The sequence below is a fragment of the Phenylobacterium ferrooxidans genome (assembly GCF_042714595.1).
Lineage (GTDB): Bacteria > Pseudomonadota > Alphaproteobacteria > Caulobacterales > Caulobacteraceae > Phenylobacterium > Phenylobacterium ferrooxidans.
The window spans coordinates 1-16,293 of the sequence record NZ_JAOTJD010000020.1 but is presented as its reverse complement, the minus strand read 5'-3'; the positions used below and the strand labels follow the sequence as shown (position 1 = coordinate 16,293).

At 68.6% G+C, this 16,293-nt stretch carries 17 protein-coding genes and 2 pseudogenes; 9 read left to right on the top strand and 10 right to left on the bottom strand.

Translation table 11 applies throughout. The features are described 5' to 3' along the window. Positions 1 to 64: 64 nt before the first annotated feature. Together OCL97_RS11685 and cysQ are read left to right on the top strand one after the other, a co-directional pair. Positions 65 to 265 (top strand): DUF3553 domain-containing protein, encoded by a 201-nt coding sequence (locus OCL97_RS11685; protein WP_377370211.1) that lies wholly within the window; start codon positions 65 to 67, stop codon positions 263 to 265. Further along, complete coding sequence (cysQ, locus tag OCL97_RS11680; RefSeq protein WP_377370210.1) at positions 262 to 1,032, top strand: 3'(2'),5'-bisphosphate nucleotidase CysQ; 771 nt, start codon at positions 262 to 264, stop codon at positions 1,030 to 1,032. The genes OCL97_RS11685 and cysQ overlap by 4 nt, the downstream gene beginning before the upstream one ends. 7 nt (positions 1,033 to 1,039) lie before the next feature. Here cysQ and OCL97_RS11675 read toward each other — a convergent pair whose 3' ends face one another. After that, positions 1,040 to 1,240: a hypothetical protein gene (locus OCL97_RS11675; RefSeq protein ID WP_377370209.1), complete on the bottom strand. Its 201-nt coding sequence runs from the start codon at positions 1,238 to 1,240 to the stop codon at positions 1,040 to 1,042. 198 nt (positions 1,241 to 1,438) lie between these two features. Here OCL97_RS11675 and OCL97_RS11670 point away from each other — a divergent pair, with 198 nt between their 5' ends. After that, entirely contained in the window at positions 1,439 to 2,230 is a 792-nt protein-coding gene (locus OCL97_RS11670; RefSeq protein ID WP_377370208.1) for an enoyl-CoA hydratase/isomerase family protein, read from the top strand. 42 nt (positions 2,231 to 2,272) lie between these two features. Beyond that, on the top strand, positions 2,273 to 3,457 hold the full coding sequence (locus tag OCL97_RS11665) for an acyl-CoA dehydrogenase (RefSeq protein ID WP_377370207.1): 1,185 nt from the start codon (positions 2,273 to 2,275) through the stop codon (positions 3,455 to 3,457). Positions 3,458 to 3,586: 129 nt separating this feature from the next. Here the strand turns inward: OCL97_RS11665 and OCL97_RS11660 are convergent, their stop codons facing one another. From OCL97_RS11660 to OCL97_RS11650, 3 genes are read right to left on the bottom strand one after another with little or no spacing between them, the layout of a single operon-like run. Continuing rightward, the gene (locus tag OCL97_RS11660; RefSeq protein ID WP_377370206.1) at positions 3,587 to 4,357 is read right to left on the bottom strand and encodes a GIN domain-containing protein; all 771 of its coding nucleotides are present in this window, start codon (positions 4,355 to 4,357) and stop codon (positions 3,587 to 3,589) included. Between the two features lie 11 nt (positions 4,358 to 4,368). Continuing rightward, positions 4,369 to 4,935, bottom strand: a complete 567-nt coding sequence (locus OCL97_RS11655; RefSeq protein WP_304776001.1) for a DUF1700 domain-containing protein — start codon at positions 4,933 to 4,935, stop codon at positions 4,369 to 4,371. Next, positions 4,932 to 5,213: a PadR family transcriptional regulator gene (locus OCL97_RS11650; protein WP_304776141.1), complete on the bottom strand. Its 282-nt coding sequence runs from the start codon at positions 5,211 to 5,213 to the stop codon at positions 4,932 to 4,934. Before OCL97_RS11650 ends, OCL97_RS11655 begins: the two co-directional genes overlap by 4 nt. 264 nt (positions 5,214 to 5,477) lie before the next feature. Between OCL97_RS11650 and OCL97_RS11645 the strand changes: the two are divergent. The 3 genes and pseudogenes from OCL97_RS11645 to OCL97_RS11635 all read left to right on the top strand — a co-directional run. Next, a pseudogene (locus OCL97_RS11645) lies at positions 5,478 to 5,753 on the top strand (PAS domain S-box protein); the annotation flags it as partial. Between the two features lie 110 nt (positions 5,754 to 5,863). Then, positions 5,864 to 8,170, top strand: coding sequence for a PAS domain-containing hybrid sensor histidine kinase/response regulator (locus OCL97_RS11640; RefSeq protein ID WP_377370205.1), 2,307 nt, complete (start codon positions 5,864 to 5,866; stop codon positions 8,168 to 8,170). Positions 8,171 to 8,277: 107 nt separating this feature from the next. After that, positions 8,278 to 9,945 carry an MFS transporter gene (locus OCL97_RS11635; protein WP_304776005.1) on the top strand — a complete coding sequence of 556 codons (1,668 nt, stop codon included), beginning with the start codon at positions 8,278 to 8,280 and terminating at the stop codon, positions 9,943 to 9,945. A gap of 6 nt (positions 9,946 to 9,951) precedes the next feature. Here OCL97_RS11635 and OCL97_RS11630 read toward each other — a convergent pair whose 3' ends face one another. From OCL97_RS11630 to OCL97_RS11610, 5 genes are all read right to left on the bottom strand, one after another. Continuing rightward, positions 9,952 to 10,959: a phosphotransferase gene (locus tag OCL97_RS11630; protein ID WP_377370204.1), complete on the bottom strand. Its 1,008-nt coding sequence runs from the start codon at positions 10,957 to 10,959 to the stop codon at positions 9,952 to 9,954. Positions 10,960 to 11,029: 70 nt separating this feature from the next. Next, positions 11,030 to 11,725, bottom strand: coding sequence for a molybdate ABC transporter permease subunit (modB, locus tag OCL97_RS11625; RefSeq protein ID WP_305762682.1), 696 nt, complete (start codon positions 11,723 to 11,725; stop codon positions 11,030 to 11,032). Then, positions 11,722 to 12,612, bottom strand: a complete 891-nt coding sequence (locus OCL97_RS11620) for a precorrin-2 dehydrogenase/sirohydrochlorin ferrochelatase family protein (protein ID WP_377370203.1) — start codon at positions 12,610 to 12,612, stop codon at positions 11,722 to 11,724. Before OCL97_RS11620 ends, modB begins: the two co-directional genes overlap by 4 nt. Then, complete coding sequence (locus OCL97_RS11615) at positions 12,613 to 12,930, bottom strand: hypothetical protein (protein WP_377370202.1); 318 nt, start codon at positions 12,928 to 12,930, stop codon at positions 12,613 to 12,615. Then, positions 12,927 to 13,283, bottom strand: coding sequence for a c-type cytochrome (locus OCL97_RS11610; protein WP_377370201.1), 357 nt, complete (start codon positions 13,281 to 13,283; stop codon positions 12,927 to 12,929). The genes OCL97_RS11615 and OCL97_RS11610 overlap by 4 nt, the downstream gene beginning before the upstream one ends. Positions 13,284 to 13,414: 131 nt before the next feature. On the opposite strand from OCL97_RS11610, the gene OCL97_RS11605 reads away from it, so the two are divergent. Both OCL97_RS11605 and OCL97_RS11600 read left to right on the top strand, forming a co-directional pair. Beyond that, the gene (locus tag OCL97_RS11605; RefSeq protein ID WP_377370200.1) at positions 13,415 to 13,921 is read left to right on the top strand and encodes a (2Fe-2S)-binding protein; all 507 of its coding nucleotides are present in this window, start codon (positions 13,415 to 13,417) and stop codon (positions 13,919 to 13,921) included. 8 nt (positions 13,922 to 13,929) lie between these two features. After that, positions 13,930 to 16,116 carry a xanthine dehydrogenase family protein molybdopterin-binding subunit gene (locus OCL97_RS11600; RefSeq protein WP_377370199.1) on the top strand — a complete coding sequence of 729 codons (2,187 nt, stop codon included), beginning with the start codon at positions 13,930 to 13,932 and terminating at the stop codon, positions 16,114 to 16,116. On the opposite strand, the pseudogene OCL97_RS11595 reads toward OCL97_RS11600, so the two are convergent. After that, positions 16,113 to 16,293 (bottom strand): annotated as a pseudogene (locus tag OCL97_RS11595) (nucleotidyltransferase family protein); the annotation flags it as partial. The gene OCL97_RS11600 and the pseudogene OCL97_RS11595 overlap by 4 nt on opposite strands.

The following is a 16,293-nucleotide window of genomic DNA, read 5'->3' as shown; positions in this document are numbered from 1 at the left end:
GGCCTCGAACTTGGCCTGATTTGGCGCTTTGGCAAAGCGGGGCAGGCGGATAGGTAACCGCCTCATGAGCGGTTCCGATCCCTTCCTCCAGCCCGGCGTCATCGTGCGCCATCCGGGCCGGGCCGACTGGGGACCGGGTCAGGTGCAGTCGGTGGCGGGGCGCAAGGTGACGGTGAATTTCCAGGAAGCGGGCAAGCAGGTGATCGACACTGCGATCGTGCCCCTGACCTTTGTGAGCGATGACCCCCGGAGCATCAGGCGATGAGCAGTTTCAACACCGATGTCGGCGCCCTGCTGGCCGACATCGTCGAAGAGGCCGGCCGCCTGGTCCTGCCGCTTTGGAAGTCAGGCCTTGAGGTCTTCTCCAAGGCCGACGAGAGCCCGGTCACCGAAGCCGACCGGCGCGGCGAGGCCCTGATCCTGCAGCGGCTTGAGACCCACTTCCCGGGCGTCCACGTGATCTCCGAGGAGGACGCCAGCGAGTTCGGGACCCCCGACGCCGTGGGCGAGCGCTTCTTCCTGGTGGATCCGGTGGACGGCACCAAGGCCTTCGTGCGCGGCGACCCTAACTTCACGGTCAATATCGCCCTGATCGAACACCGCCGCCCCGTGGCCGGAGCCGTCTGCGCCCCGGCCTCGGGCGAGACCTGGTACACGGAGGCCGGCCAGACGATGAAGCGCTTGGTGGGCGAGGCCGGGAGGCCGGTCCAGGCCCGGGCCTGGCCTCAGGGCAAGGCCGTCGCCCTGGTCAGTCACACCATGAAGGAAGAGACGATCAAGGCCCTGGCCGACAAGTACGGCTTCGACACCCCCAGCGCGATGGATTCCTCCATCAAGTTCTGCCGCCTGGCGGAGGGCTCGGCTGATGTCTATCCGCGCCATGGCCCGACGATGGAGTGGGACATAGCCGCCGGCCACGCGGTGCTGGAAGCGGCGGGGGGAAGCGTGCTGACGCCCGAGGGCGAGGCCTTCGTCTACGGCAAGGCCGACGAGAAATTCCGCAACGGCTGGTTCGTGGCGCGGGGCAAGTAGGGCCGCGCTAGATGGCCTTGCGGCTGTCCCAGTCGATAGAGTCCAGGGAAATCGGTGCCGCGGCGTGGGTTCGGGAATAGGCGGTGGCGACGCTGCCCGCGCCCGCGACCATGTAGATCGCAAAGCCGACGAAGAACGCGAACACGGCCAGCACCACGAAGGGCCGGACCAGGTCGAACGGGTTGGACTCCGTACGGGTAAGCGACATGGGTGGTCCCTTGGTCTTGAACGCCTGACACGGGAACGACCGACCGTCGCGGAAGGTTGCGACGTTCTCCGCACAGACTCACATGATTCGCGCGAAGCGCGAGTGGGCGGACTGTCGCACCGTTGACACCACTGCTTCAGATCGCCCTTGCCTCCCCGCGCAAGGAACGTGAGGGTCGCGATAAAAGGGGAGACGCGCATGACCTGGCAGACGATCGAGTATGAGACCCGCGGCCACGCCGGCATCATCACCCTGAATCGCCCGGAAAAACTGAACGCCATCAGTGGCGAACTGCGCGCCGACGTCCACGCCGCCTTCGCCCTGGCGCGCGAGGACGACAATATCCGCGCGGTGATTCTCACCGGGGCTGGGCGGGGCTTCTGTTCCGGGGCCGACCTGACCGGCCAGGCGCCTCCCCCTGAGACCAGCCAGAACGCACGGCTTGACGAGATGAGCTGGGTGGGGCGGTGGGCCAGGCTGTTCCACGACTTCGACAAGCCGCTGATCGGCGCCATCAACGGGGTCTGCGCGGGCGCCGGCATGAGTGCGGCGCTCGGATGCGACGTCCGCATCGGCTCCGAGCACGCCCGCTTCAAGACCACCTTCGTCGAGCGCAGCCTGTCGCCCGACTCAGGGATGAGCTGGCTGCTGCCGCGCATCGTCGGCTATGCCGACGCCGCCGATCTGATCATGACCAGCCGCATGGTCCTGGCCGAAGAGGCGAAGTCCCTGGGCCTGCTCAATCGCCTGGTGGCGCACGACCAGCTTCTCGACGCGGCCCTGGCCTATGCCGAGGAGATCACCCGCTGGCCGCCGCTGGCGGTGCGCACCGCCAAGAAGGTGCTGCAGACCAACTTCGAAAGCGACCTCGACACCGCCCTGAAATACGAATCCGTCGGCCTCTCCTTCGCCCGCCGGGCCACCAATGACGTGAAGGAGTCCCGCGCCTCGTTCCTGGAGAAGCGCAAAGGCGTCTACACAGGGACCTGACTTGGCGTCATAAGGCCTGCAGTTTTAGCGCAGGAAAAAACCATGGCTCAGGACAGCGCCGCCAAGACCTTCGACTGGGAAGATCCCCTGGACATGAAGTCCCGGCTCTCCGAGGAGGAGACCATGGTCTGGGACGCGGCCCGGTCCTATGCCCGCGAAAAGCTGCTGCCCCGGGTGGTCTCTGCCTATGCCGAGGAGCGGTTCGACCGCGAGATCATGACCGAGATGGGCGCCCTGGGTTTCCTTGGCCCCACCCTGCCGGAGGAGTACGGCGGCGCCGGCGTCAACCACGTGGCCTACGGCCTGATCGCCCGCGAGATCGAGGCGATCGACTCCGGCTACCGTTCGGCCATGAGCGTCCAGTCGTCCCTGGTGATGTACCCGATCTACGCCTTCGGATCGGAAGAGCAGAAGCGCAAGTACCTGCCCGGCATGGCTAAGGGTGAGATCATCGGCTGTTTCGGCCTCACCGAGGCCGACGGCGGCTCCGACCCCGCCTCCATGCGCACCGTGGCCCGCAAGGCGCCCGGCGGCTACACCTTGAGCGGCTCCAAGATGTGGATCAGCAACTCGCCGATCTGCGACGTCGCCCTGGTCTGGGCCAAGCTGGACGGGGTGATCCGGGGCTTCCTGGTGGACCGCGGCTCGGAGGGTTTCGAGACGCCGAAGATCCAGAACAAGCTGTCCCTGCGCGCCTCCATCACCGGCGAGATCGCACTCGCCGACGTCTTCGTGCCGGAAGACCAGATGCTGCCCAATGTCTCTGGTCTGCGGGGGCCGTTCTCCTGCCTGAACAAGGCCCGCTACGGCATTTCCTGGGGGGCCATGGGCGCGGCGGAATTCTGCCTGCACGCCAGCCGCGACTACACCAAGACCCGCAGCGTGTTCGGCAAGCCGCTCGCCGCCCGTCAGCTGGTGCAGAAGAAGCTCGCCGACATGCAGACCGAAATCGCGCTCGGCTTCGAGGGCTCCCTGGCGCTGGGCCGCCTGCTGGACCAGGGCGCATGGGTGCCGGAAGCCATCAGCCTGATGAAGCGCAACAACTGCGGCAAGGCGCTGGCCATCGCCCGCGAGGCCCGCGACATCCACGGCGGCAACGGGATTTCAGGCGAGTACCACGTGATGCGTCACGCGGCGAACCTGGAGACCGTCAACACCTATGAAGGCGCTCACGACGTCCACGCCCTGATCCTGGGCCGGGCCATCACCGGCGAGAACGCCTTCTAAGGCGCAGCGGCCGGCAGGCGACTGGGCGGGACCACAAGAAAGAGCCCAGGGCGGGGGAGCGCCCTGGGCCAGTCAGGCCGGTTGTCTTTTTTGGGGAAGAACCGTCGGCCGCTCCGCTTGCGCGGATCTCTAGGATTCCAGCTCGTGCACCTCGCCTGAGCCGGAGATGTTCTTTTCCAGCTTCAAGGGGCGGGTCTTCAGATCGACCTCTCCCGAGCCTGAGATGTCCAGCCTGGCGCTGGTGCGGGGCGCCACCGTGGCTTCGGCCGCGCCCGAGATGTCCACCTCGACGGTCTCGGCGTCGAGGCCTGCGAGATCCGCCTCGCCGGCGCCGGTCATGTTGAGGGTCAGGGCCTTGGTCTTGCCCTGGCCCGCGACCTTGGCCATGCCGGTGGTGCTGATCTCCAGGCTGTCCTGGTCATAGGCCTCGATATTGAGGCGATCGACGCCCTTCAGCTCGAAGCGGGTGACCTTGGGCGCGGTCATGACGACTTTCAGACGCGCGCCTGTGTGACTGACGCGGTCACTGAGCCGGCCGGCCGAAAGGGTCAGGGTGTCGAGGGAGCGCTTGGGTCCGGTGACCGTCAGCTTGCCGGGGCCTTCGCCGCCTTGGGTGAAGGTGACCTCGGCGGGCACGTCCAGGATCAGGGCGGTCCCCCCGTCCCAGGCCAGCTCCCGGGTGACCGACGCCCATTCGGGATCGTCCTTGTGGTGGTTGCGCCAACTGCTGTGGCGCTTGCCGTGCTCATCCCAGCCGATGTCCCAGTCACGGTCAGACCAGCTCCAGCGGTCCCAGCCCTGGGCGGCGATATCGCGGCCGCCGAGGGCCACGGCGCCGCCGAGGGTGACGATGCAGGTGAGAAAGCCCACCACGGCGATGATGACGAGAAGGCGGATCATGTCAGGGGCCTTCAGGCTTGAGGTTCAATGGCCGGCTTCAGCAGCCGGTAGTGGAGACGCCCGTACCAGACGAGCAGGTTCACGAAGCCGACGGTGACCAGGCAGAGCACGGCGCCCAGAGACACTGAGCCCGCCATCAGGCCGATCCCGGCCAGCATGGCCGCGGCCACGCCGCCCGGCGGGTCCAGGAACGGACCGGCGGCGAAGACAAAGCCCCCCGAGCCGAACACCGCGATCACCGCCACGAACAGGCCGAGCAGGGTTCCGGCGATGGAGAGCACGATGGGCAGCAGGATCAGCAGGTCGATGGCCCCGAGCCCCAGGACCGCGAAGACCGCCGAGGCGGCCGCCGACGGGTTGCGCTCCGACTCCCAGCGCTTCAGGCCCGCCTCGGCGCGCAGCTCGCGAGCCAGGCGGCCAGGGTCGCCCAGGGCGGCGGCGACTTCGGCCTCGGTGCGGCCGGCGGCCTCGCCCTCGGCGAAGTGCGCCTCATAGTCGGCGGCGATGTCGGTGATGGCATGGGCGGGCAGGCCAGCGAGGCCCTCCCGCAGCCGGGCAAGGAACGCCTGGCGGGTCATTGGGCGTCTCCCAGGATGGCGTTGACGGCCTTGGAGAACGAGACCCAGGCCTGCTTCTGGCTGATGAAGTTGGTCTTCCCGGCCTCGGTCAGCCGATAATATTTGCGCGGCGGACCCGAGGAAGACTCCACCAGATAGGTGTCCACCAGCCCATCGGCCTGCATCCGCCGCATCAGCGGATAGATGGTGCCTTCCCCCATATCGATCCCTTCGGCCAACCGGCTGGCGATCTCGTAGGCGTAGTTGTCGCCCCGGGAGAGGAGCGCGAGCACGCACATCTCGAGCACCCCCTTCTTCAGTTGAACTTCCACGGCTTCCACGCGGCCTGCCTCCAAAACCCTCGATCGAACATCGCAAGGTACTGCTTCATACAAGGTAGTGCGCATCGCATGATAGTGAAATTTTGGTAAGGCCCGCGGCTCGGCGCCCTCCACGGCCCCCGGTTGAAATAACTTCAACCTTCGCGATCAAACGGCGTTCTTCGAACGTTGCGTTTACGCTTCCCGCCTAAGAGTCGGCCTCGAACGCGGGGGACGATTTCTATGCCGGCAGAGCGTGCGGACAACACGCCGACGGAGCACGGCCTGATGATCCAGTGGCTGTTCACCAACAGCCAGGAGTTGTTGCTCGTCATCGGTCCTGACGCCCGATTCAAATTGGTGAACCCGGCCTGGACGGCGACGACCGGCTGGGCCAGCGACGAGATTCTCGGCAAGTCCGCCGCCGACTTCATTCATCCCGACGACCTGGAGGCCTTCGGCGAGTTCGCCGAACAGCTGATCGAGACCCGCACTGGCCAGAACGTCGCCCGCATGCGGATGAAGGACGGCTCCTACCGCTGGTTCGAGGGTCGTAGCCAGCTGACCACGACGGGCACATCATCGGAACCCTGCGCGACGCCACCCAGGACCGGGAGCGCCAGGCCGAGGTGGAGGATGCCCGCCGCACGCGCCTGCTGCTCTCGGAGAGCGCGGGCGTCGGCACCTGGTCCTTCGAGCCGGCCGGCGAGCGCCTCGACTGGTCCGACGATATCCTTGCCATCACCGGCTACAGCCGCGACGAAATGGGGAGCGCCGAGGCCTTCCGCGAAATCCTGCATCCCGACGAGGCCCAGGCCGTCCGGTCCGCCTTCAACCGCGGCATCCTGGAGGGTATCCCCCAGACGCTTGAACACCGGATGCGCAACAAGGACGGCCGCTGGTCGACCTGGCGCGCCACCTTCCATTGTGAGCCCCGACGAGGGGGCGTCTTCGCGCTCAAGGGGATGTCGCAGGACATCACCGAGATGATCGCCGCCCGCGACGCGGCCGTGGCCGCCGAGCGGCAAATCCGTCAGCTGATTGAGAACGCCCCCTTCGCGGTGGCCATGTTCGACCGCGACCTGCGCTACCTGATGATCTCGAACCGCTGGCGGCACGCCTTCAGCCTGGGCCACCGCGACCATTTGGGGCTGAGGCTGGAGGACGTCTTCCCCACCATTCCCAAGAAGTTCCTGGCCGCCCAGCGGCGGGCCCTGAAGGGGGAGGTGATCTCCAGCAAGGAGGACCGTTTCACCGACAGCCAGGGCGGCAAGCACTGGGTGCGCTGGGAGGCGCGGCCCTGGCTGAACGCCGCCGGCGAGATCGGCGGCATGCTGGCCTATGTGGACGACATCTCGGCGGTGGCCAGCGCCCGGCGCGAGGCCCAGACCAACGCCCGGCGTCTGAAGGTGGCGCTCAGCGCCGCCGACGCCGGGGTCTATGAGATCGACCACGTCAACAAGACCTTCTGGGCCAGCCCGGAGTTCAAGAAGCTGATCGGCCGCTCCTCACGCAGCTATGGAGACGCCCTGAAGCTGAACTTCCCCAAGTTCCACGAGGACGACATGGCCGGCGTGCGCCAGGCCTTCCTCGACATCAACGCCGACCGCCGCAAGTCGGGCGAGGCCTTCGAGGCCCGCATCATGACGCCCTCCGGCGAGGCTCGCTGGATGCGGGTGTTCCACCACCTCAAGCGCGACTCCAAGGGCCGCTGGCTGAAAGGTGTCGGCCTCGTCCACGACTTCGACCAGCGCAAGCGCCAGGAGCTGGCCCTCATCGAGGCCCAGCAGGCCGCCCAGGCCGGCGCCGAGGCCAAGGCCGCCTTCCTAGCCAATATGAGCCACGAGATCCGCACGCCGATGAACGGGGTGATGGGGGTCCTGCACCTGCTGAAGACCGAGAGCCTGAGCCAGGACGGCCGGGCCATGCTGGAGGAGGCGCTCTCCTGCGGCCAGATGCTGGCCGAGCTCCTCAACGACGTGATCGACTTCTCCAAGATCGAGGCCGGCGCCCTGGCCCTGGCCGAGGAGTCCGTCGATCCCGCCGCCCTGATCCAGGGGGTCACCCGCCTGCTGCGACCGCAGGCCGAAGCCAAGGGGCTGGAGCTGAAGCTCGAGGGCCTGGCCGATCTCGACTGGGTCCGCACCGACCCGGTTCGGCTGCGCCAGGCCCTGTTCAACCTGGTGGGCAATGCGGTGAAGTTCACCCTGGAAGGGTCGATCACCATCCGCGCCGCCCTGCACAACACGAGCGCCGGCCGGGTGCTGCGCCTTGAGGTCGCCGACACCGGTGTCGGTATTCCCGCCGACGCCCAGGGCCGCATCTTCCAGCGCTTCGACCAGGGCGACGCGTCCACCACCCGCAAGTTCGGCGGCTCGGGCCTGGGCCTGGCCATCACCCAGAAGCTGGCGGAGATGATGGGCGGCGCGGTGGGCTTCACCTCGGTTGAGGACAAGGGTTCGGTCTTCTGGCTGGAGGTTTCCGCTCCCAGGGCCGAGCCGGTCGTCGCCATCGCCGACACCGGCGAACCGGTGCTGGAGGGCCTGCGCATCCTGGTGGTGGAGGACAATTCCACCAACCGCATGATCGCCACCAAGCTGCTGGAGAATCTCGGCGCCAGCGTCGAGACCGCCGCCGACGGCCTGCTGGGGGTCGAGGCCGCGGCCCGCGGGGACTTCGACCTGATCCTGATGGACGTCCAGATGCCGGGTATCGACGGCCTGGAAGCCTGCCGCCGCATCCGCGCCCTGGGCGGTCCCGTGGCCCAGACCCCCATCGTGGCCCTGACCGCCAACGTCCTGTCCCACCAGCACCAGTCCTACCTGGGAGCCGGAATGGACGGCGTCGTGGGCAAGCCGATCTCCCCCACCGCCCTGCTGACCGAGATCGCCCGCCTGAGCGCGCCCGCCGACTTCGCCGAAGAGGCCGTGGCCTAGCCAATCCCCTCCTCTCCACTTGTGGAAGAGGAGAAGCGCGCCCGCCCTTCCAACGCCGCACAAGCCAATGCTAGACCTTGGCCACAAAGAGCTCGGGGGAGAGACGTATGGCGGCAGTTGAAGAGGCCAAGGCGCCGAAGGAAGCTTCGTTGCGCACCGTGGTGGGCGCCTCGGCCGCCGGGACCACCTTCGAATGGTACGACTTCTTCGTCTTCGGCAGCCTGACCCAGGTCATCTCCAAGACCTTCTTCTCCGGTCTCCCTGAGACCGCCGGCTATATCGCCGCGCTCGCCCTGTTCGGCGCGGGCTTCGCCTTCCGGCCGCTCGGCGCCCTGGTGTTCGGCCGCATCGGCGACCGGGTGGGACGCAAGGGCGCCTTCCTGTTCACCGTGGTGCTGATGGGCGGCGCCACCGTGGCCATCGGCCTCCTGCCCACCTACGCCCAGGTCGGGATCATCGCGCCGGCCCTGCTCGTGCTGATGCGCATCCTGCAGGGCTTCGCGCTGGGCGGAGAATACGGCGGCGCGGCCATCTATGTGGCCGAGCACGCGCCTCCCGGCGCCCGGGGCCGCTCCACCAGTTGGGTGCAGACCTCCGCCGCCTTCGGCCTGTTCGGCGCCTTGCTGGTGATCCTGGCGACCCGGGTCGTGGTGGGCCGCTACTTCGGGCCCGAGGCCTTCGACGCCTGGGGCTGGCGCATTCCGTTCCTGTTCTCGGCGGGCCTGCTGGTCATCTCGATCTTCATGCGCCTGAAGCTGTCGGAGAGCCCGGCCTTCGCCAAGATGAAAGAGGAAGGCGAGATCGCCAAGGCGCCCTTCACCGAGGCCTTCGGCACCTGGAAGAACCTGAAGATCGTGCTCCTGGCCCTGGTGGCCATCATGTTCGCCCAGGGCGCCGTCTGGTACACGGCCTTCTTCTACACCCAGACCTTCCTGGACAAGTTCCTCAAGGTCCCGGCCGAGACCATCAACATGCTGATGATGGCCGCCACCGCGGTCAGCGCCATCTTCTACGTCCTCTTCGGCTGGCTGTCGGACAAGGTGGGCCGCAAGCCGGTGATGCTGTTTGGCATGACCCTGATGCTGGCCGCCTACTTCCCCGGCTTCCACATGCTGGCCAAGACCGCCAACCCGGCGCTCGCCGAGGCGGAGGCCCGCACCCCCATCGTGGTGGTGGCCGACCCGGCCGAGTGCTCGCTGCAGTTCGATCCTGTGGGCAAGGCGGCCTTCACCTCCTCCTGCGATATCGCCAAGGGCACGCTGGCCAACGCCGGGGTCTCCTACAAGAACCAGCAGGGCGCGCCGGGCGCCAAGGCCCAGGTGAAGATCGGCGCGGCCGTCGTCGAGTCGGACTCCATCGCCGGCCTTTCCAAGGACGACGCCAAGGCCGCGAAGGCCGCTATCGAGGGCCGCATCAAGGGCGGGCTGAAGGCCGCCGGCTATCCCGAGAAGGCCGATCCGGCGCGGATGAACCTGCCCGGCGTGTTCGGCGTGCTCATGGTGTTCGTGATCGCCGCCACGGCCCTGTTCGGACCCATCGCCGCGACCCTTGTGGAGCTGTTCCCCACCCGCATCCGCTACACCGCCATGTCCCTGCCCTACCATATCGGCACCGGCTGGGTCGGCGGCTTCGTGCCCTTCACCGCCTTCGCCATCGTGGCGGCGGTGGGCGATATCTATTCCGGCCTCTGGTACCCCTTCGCCTTCACGGCGATCTCGGTGGTCACCTGCCTGCTGTTCCTGCCCGAGACCAACAAGCGGTCCCTGCACGACTAGCGCCCGTCAGGCGGTCAGCATGCTGACCGCCTGATCGAAGGCGTCGGTCTTCATCCCCGCCAGGGCCTGGGCGAGCCGCGCCCTGCCATAGGCGACCTGACCTTCCCAGCCCTCCAGGACGAAGGTCCCGGCGCCGATGCCCTGGTGGATCTCCGCCAGCGACGGCCCCTCCAGGCCGCCCGCCGCCCGTTCGCCTGGACGCAGCCGCGCCACGGCGGTCAGCATGATCAGGCCGTAGAACAGGTGGTTGACCTGCCGCATCACCAGATGCCGCGCCCGCTGGCGGGGGTCAGGCGCCTGGCCGAAATAGGTCGCCAGCAGCAGGTCTTCCTCGCCGACGTCATGGGTGATGAAGTTGGCCAGGGTCGCCAGGTCCACGTGACGGTCGGCGAGGAACGCGCTCTCCCAGTCGATGAACCACAGCCTGCGCCCGTCATAGAGGATGTTGCGCGGGTTCAGGTCGTTGTGGCTGGAGACCAGGTCGGCCGGGTCGGTGCGGTAGGCCGCGCGAACCCGGCCGTATCGCTCCAGCAGATCCGCGGTCGCCGCCTTGGCCAGCAGGCCGGTGGCCAGGAACCCTGACCAGACCTCGTCCATGCCCTGCATGTAATCCACGAGAGGCGGGAAGGCCTGTGTCTGGTGGAGGGCGAGGACGCCTTGGGCGGCCTCGACAATCAGGTCCCTACGGGTCCCGGCATAGTCGACGGCCCAGGACTGCTCGGAGATGAACTCCATGATCACCACACCGTCGGTGGCGTCGGCATAGCGGACGCGGGGCGCCAGACAGGCCTGGGCCGCGATGGCCATGCACGGATGCCAGCGATGGGGATCCTGAAAGCCGTCGCGCTGGGTCTCGACCCGCAGCAGATAGGCGATGCCCCCGACGCGGATCCGATAGGTCAGGGCGCCGGAGAGACCGCCAGCGACGGGGACGAGGCTGTCCATCTCTATCGTGCCGAACGCCGCCTGCAGGGCGCGGTCGACGGCGGGGCGATAGGCTTGCGGCAGGGACATGGGACGGCTCCGGTGAAGCGTCGCCTTTTACCCGGATACAATATTTAGTCAATATTACCCGGATAAATACCTAGGGCGCGCCCCGGGACGTCCGGGTGGCCAGCCGCCCCACCAGGTCGGACACCAGCACCGCACCGATGGCGATGGCGGCGGCCACCAGGCACAGCATGCCGGCGCGGGCCTCGTCGCCCGGCGACTGAGTGGCGCCGTAGATCGCGGCGGGGAGGGTAAGAGTCTCCCCCGGAATGGCGGCCACGAAGGTGATGGTGGCCCCGAATTCCCCCAGCGCCTTGGCGAACCCCAGGATCGCGCCCGCCGCCACGCCGGGCAGGGCCAGGGGCAGAGTGATGCGGAAGAACCGCACGAGGGGCGGGGCGCCCAGGGTCCGGGCCACCTCGTCGACCTCCTTGTCCAGGGCCTCGATGGCCAGCCGCATGGGTCGCACCATCAGCGGGAAGGCCATGATCCCCGCCGCCAGGGCCGCGCCCGTCCAGTCGAAGGCGAAGACGACGCCCGCCTTCTCCAGGGCTTCTCCGATCGGACCGTTCCGGCCGAACAGCAGCAACAGGCCATAGCCGGTCGCCACCGGCGGCAGGACCAGCGGCAGGGTCACCAGGACATCCAACAGCACTCGCAGCCCGAATTTGCCGCGCGCCTGGGCCAGGGCCGTGGCGAGCGCCAGGGGCAGGCCGAAGGCGGTGGCGGCGAGGGCCACCTTCAGGGACAGGGCGATCGCCGCCCAGTCGTCGGGGGCCAGGCCCGTCACGTCGCCGACGCCAGGACCTCGACCGTCACACCGGCGGCGGCCAGGGCCCGGGCTTCCTCTGCAGGCGGCGCCAGAACCACCACCCGCACCACGCGGCGGCCGGACTGGGCCAGCTCGATCATCGCCTGGGGCGTTGCCTCAAGGGGCGTCAGCCGCTCGGCGTCGCGCCGCGCCATCGCCAGGATGTCGGGGTCGGCGGCGGCGTCGGCGGCGATCACGTCGGCGGCGGCCAGGGCTCGGCTGGCGCGGAGGGTCAGCAGATCGGCAGGCCCGCGCCCGGCCACGAACTGCACCTTACCGGCCGCCTTGGGGCCCTTGGCGATGGCGTCGCGGAACAGGCTCTGGGCCTTCTCCATGTCGCCGCCCTGGGCGGCTTGCGCCACCGCGCCCGACAGGGTCTCGCGCAGGAAGGCCCGCCGGGCGTGCAATTCGGGGAACTTGGCGCGGACGTCATCCTGGAATTTGCGGAACAGGGCCGCGACCCGGCCCGTACCCTCCGGCACCCGCTGCTCGATGTCGTTGCGCAGCATGGTCGCCAGCATGGGCGACGCGCCGCCCGTGCCGATGGCCGCCACCACCTCGCCCCGGTCGATGACGGCCGGCGTGGTGAAATCGCAGAGCTCAGGCCGGTCGGTGACATTGACCAGGACCCGCGCGGCCCGCGCCGCCGCGGCCGCGCCCTTGGCGAAAGCCTCGTCCTCGCCGTCGATGAAAACCAGCAGGGCGCCGGAATAGCTGCCGCTCAGGAAGGCATCGGCCCCCTCCACCCGCACCAGGGTCGCCGGTGACGAGGCCAGCAGCCGCAGCTTGTTCTCCGCGGCCTCGCCCGACCCCGCCACAACGATCTTGCGGCCGGCCAGCGGGAAATAGGCGGGAAAGGCGTCCACCTAGCCGGTTCTGCAGTTCCGGTAGGGACCGGCCGGGGCGCCGTCCAGATCCGCCGATGCTCCCTGGGTGGTAAGAGTCACGCCGCCGGCGGCGAAGATGGGATCGCCCCTCTTCTTCTTCACCTGCCGCAGGGTCGTCGTCTGGCCGCCAGCGGTCACCCGCACGATCCGCCCATCCAGGGCATAGGACGCCACGAAGCGCTTCCCGGCGTCGCAAGCATAGGTCATGGGCGCGTCGGTGGCGTCTTCAGGGGCGACGGTGGCGCAGCCGGCCAGGGCCAGGCCGGCGGCGAGCGCGATCCACGGCGCGGCTCTCATTTCAGCCCCTTCATATAGGCCACCACCGCGGCGCGGTCGGCGGGCCCGGCGAGGCCTGTGGGCATCCGCGTGCCCGGCGCGAACTTGGTGGGGGCGGCGAGATAGGCGTCCAGATTGGCGTCGGTCCAGACGGCCGGAGCCTTGGCCGTCAGGCCGGCCGAATACCTGTAGTCGGCCAGGCTCGCGATCTTGCGGCCCGCCACCCCGGCCAGGCTGGGGCCCATCGGCGTGCTCTTGGCGCCGTGGCAGGTCTTGCACTGAAGCTGAAAGACCTTGGCCCCGTCGGCGGCCAGGGCAGGCGAAACCGTCAGCAGGCTTGTGACAGCGAGAACAGCGAGAACACGGCGTGTCATGAGACCTCTCCGGAGAGCTTGTCGCCCTACCTAGCGCGTCGCGGGCGGCCCCGCCATGACGGCGACATTTACCGCAGCGACTAAACGACGTTAAGATGCAGCTTGCATCTCATTCGGGGAGGGACAGACTCATGGCCATGACACTGGACGTGAACGGCAAGCCGTTGGCGGTGAAGGCGGCCCCTGACACGCCCCTGCTGTGGGTGCTGCGGGATGAACTTGGCCTCATCGGCTCCAAGTTCGGCTGCGGGGTGGCCCAGTGCGGCGCCTGCACGGTGCTGGCCGACGGCCAGCCGATCCGCTCCTGCGTCATGCCCATCGAGGGCCTGGCCGGCATGAAGATCACCACCATCGAGAGCCTGGGCGGAAACAGCCCCCTTCAGCAGGCCTGGGTGAAGCATGACGTGCCGCAGTGCGGCTACTGCCAGTCGGGTCAGATCATGAGCGCCACGGCCCTGTTGGCCGCCAAGCCCAACCCCACCGACGCCGACATCGACGCGGCCATGGACGGCAACATCTGCCGCTGCGGCACCTATCAGCGGATCCGCGCGGCCATCAAGGACGCCGCGGGCATGGCGGCCGCCGCCCCGCCGCCCGTCACCCCCGTCGCGGCCCCCGCCGCCCCGGCCAAGATCTAGGAGCGGACATGAACAGGATCCTCTCCCCCCGCGAAACCCAAGGCGCCACCCGGCGCGACCTGGTGGTCGGCGCGACCCTGGTGGGCGGCGCCCTTCTGGTGGGCTGCTCCCCCGGTGACCTGCTCAGCGTCGGCGCCAAGGAGGACTTCGGCGCCTTCGGCCCCTTCATCAAGATCGGCGCTGACGGCGCGGTGACGGTGATCTCCAAGCACATCGAATTCGGCCAGGGCAACCATGCGGGCCTGGCCGCCATCGTCGCCGAAGAGCTCGACGCCGACTGGACCAAGGTCAAGGTCGAGCAGGCGCCCGCCATCGCCAAGATTTACGCCAACACCGGCATGGGCGTGCAGGGCACCGGCGGCTCCTCGGCCATTTCCAACTCCTGGACCCAGCTGCGCCAGGCCGGCGCCGGCGCCAAGGCCATGTTCATCGAGGCCGCCGCCAATAAGTGGAACGCGCCTGTCGGCGAGATCACCGTCAAGGACAGCGTCGTCAGCCACGCCAAGAGCGGCAAGTCGGCCACCTTCGCCCAGCTGCTGCCCGAGGCCGGCAAGATCGCCCCGCCCAAGGCCCCGGTGCTGAAGGATCCCAAGACCTTCACCCTGATCGGGACCGACCGGGTGCGTCGCAAGGACTCCCAGGCCAAGAGCGACGGCACCGCCCGCTTCACCCAGGACGTCCAGCTTCCCGACATGCTCGTCGCCATGGTCGCCCACGCCCCGCGCTACGGCGCCAAGGTGGGCAGCTTCGACGCCGCCGAGGCCCGGAAGGTCCCGGGCGTGGTGGAGGTCTACCAGATCCCCACCGGCGTCGCCGTCGTGGCGCAGAACACCTGGGCCGCCCGCAAGGGCCGCGAGGCCCTGAAGGTGACCTGGGACGAGACCGGCGCCGAGAAGGCCAGCTCCGAGACCATGGCCGCGAACTACCGTCAGTGGGCGGCCGGCAAGGGAACGCTGCCGGAAAAGACCGAGTGGCAGGCCTTCGAGACCAAGGGTGACGCCGCCAAGAAGGTCCAGGGCGCGATCTTCGAGACCACCTACGATTTCCCCTTCCTGGCCCACGCGGCCCTGGAGCCGATGAACTGCGTGGCCCAGGTCGGCGCTGGCAAGGCCAAGCTGACCTTCGGCTCGCAGATCCCGACGGTGGACCAGCTGAACACCGCCAAGATCGTCGGCATGCTGCCGGGCGCCGTGGAGATCGAGACCCTGTTCGCGGGTGGGTCCTTCGGGCGCCGCGCCAATTTCCAGTCCGACTACGTGGCCGAGTGCGTCGAGATCGCCAAGAAGGTCGGCAAGATGCGGCCGGTGAAGCTGGTCTGGACCCGCGAGGACGACACGGCGGCGGGCTACTTCCGCCCCCTGACCCACCACGCCGTGAAGATCACCGTCGACAAGGAGGGCTACCCGGTCTCCTGGCGCCACCGCGTGGTCACCCAGACCCTGATGAAGGGTTCGCCCATGCCCACCAAGGGCGTTGACGAAACCACCGTCGAGGGAACCAAGGGCTCGCCCTATCTCAAGGCCACCCCGGTGGTGGACGCCCAGGTGCTGATGCCTGACGTCAACATTCCGGTGCTCTGGTGGCGCTCAGTGGGGGCCACCCACACCGCCTTTGTCATGGAGCACACCATCGACCAGCTGGCCCGCAAGGCCGGCAAGGACCCGGTGGCCTATCGCCGGACCCTCTATGAAAAGGCCGGGGCGACCCGTCACCTGGCGGTGCTGAACCTCGTCGCCGAGAAGGCCGGCTGGGACAAGCCGGCCACCGCCGGCTGGTCGCGCGGCGTCGCGGTGCACGAGAGCTTCGGCACTGTGGTGGCCCAGGTGGCCGAGGTGCAGCTGGTGGACGGGCAGCCCAAGGTCGGCCGCGTCGTCACCGCCGTGGACTGCGGAACGGCCATCTCGCCTGACCAGATCGCCGCCCAGATGGAAGGCGGCATCTGCTACGGCCTGTCGGCGGCGCTCTACGGCAAGATCACCCTGAAGGACGGGGTGGTGGAGCAGACCAACTTCGACACCTACCGGGTGCTGCGCAACTCCGAGGCCCCCACGGTGGAGACCCACATCCTCCCCTCCGGCAACGCCCCCTCAGGCACCGGGGAACCCGGCACCCCGGTGATCGCGCCGGCCGTCGCCAACGCCCTCCTGGCCCTGAACGGCCAGGCCACCACCAGCCTGCCCTTCGTGAAGGCCTAGGGCTCTAGATCGGCTGGCTTGTCCACATCGAACAGCACCCCGTCGTCGGGGGCTTCGATCAGGACCAGCCGGTCGCCCAGCCCCTGCAGCACCGCCCGCGCCCCGGCGTCGCCCGTCAGCGTCAGCAGCTGCGGGATCAGGGCCGCGCCGATCAGCGCCGGATGGCCGCGCTGGCCG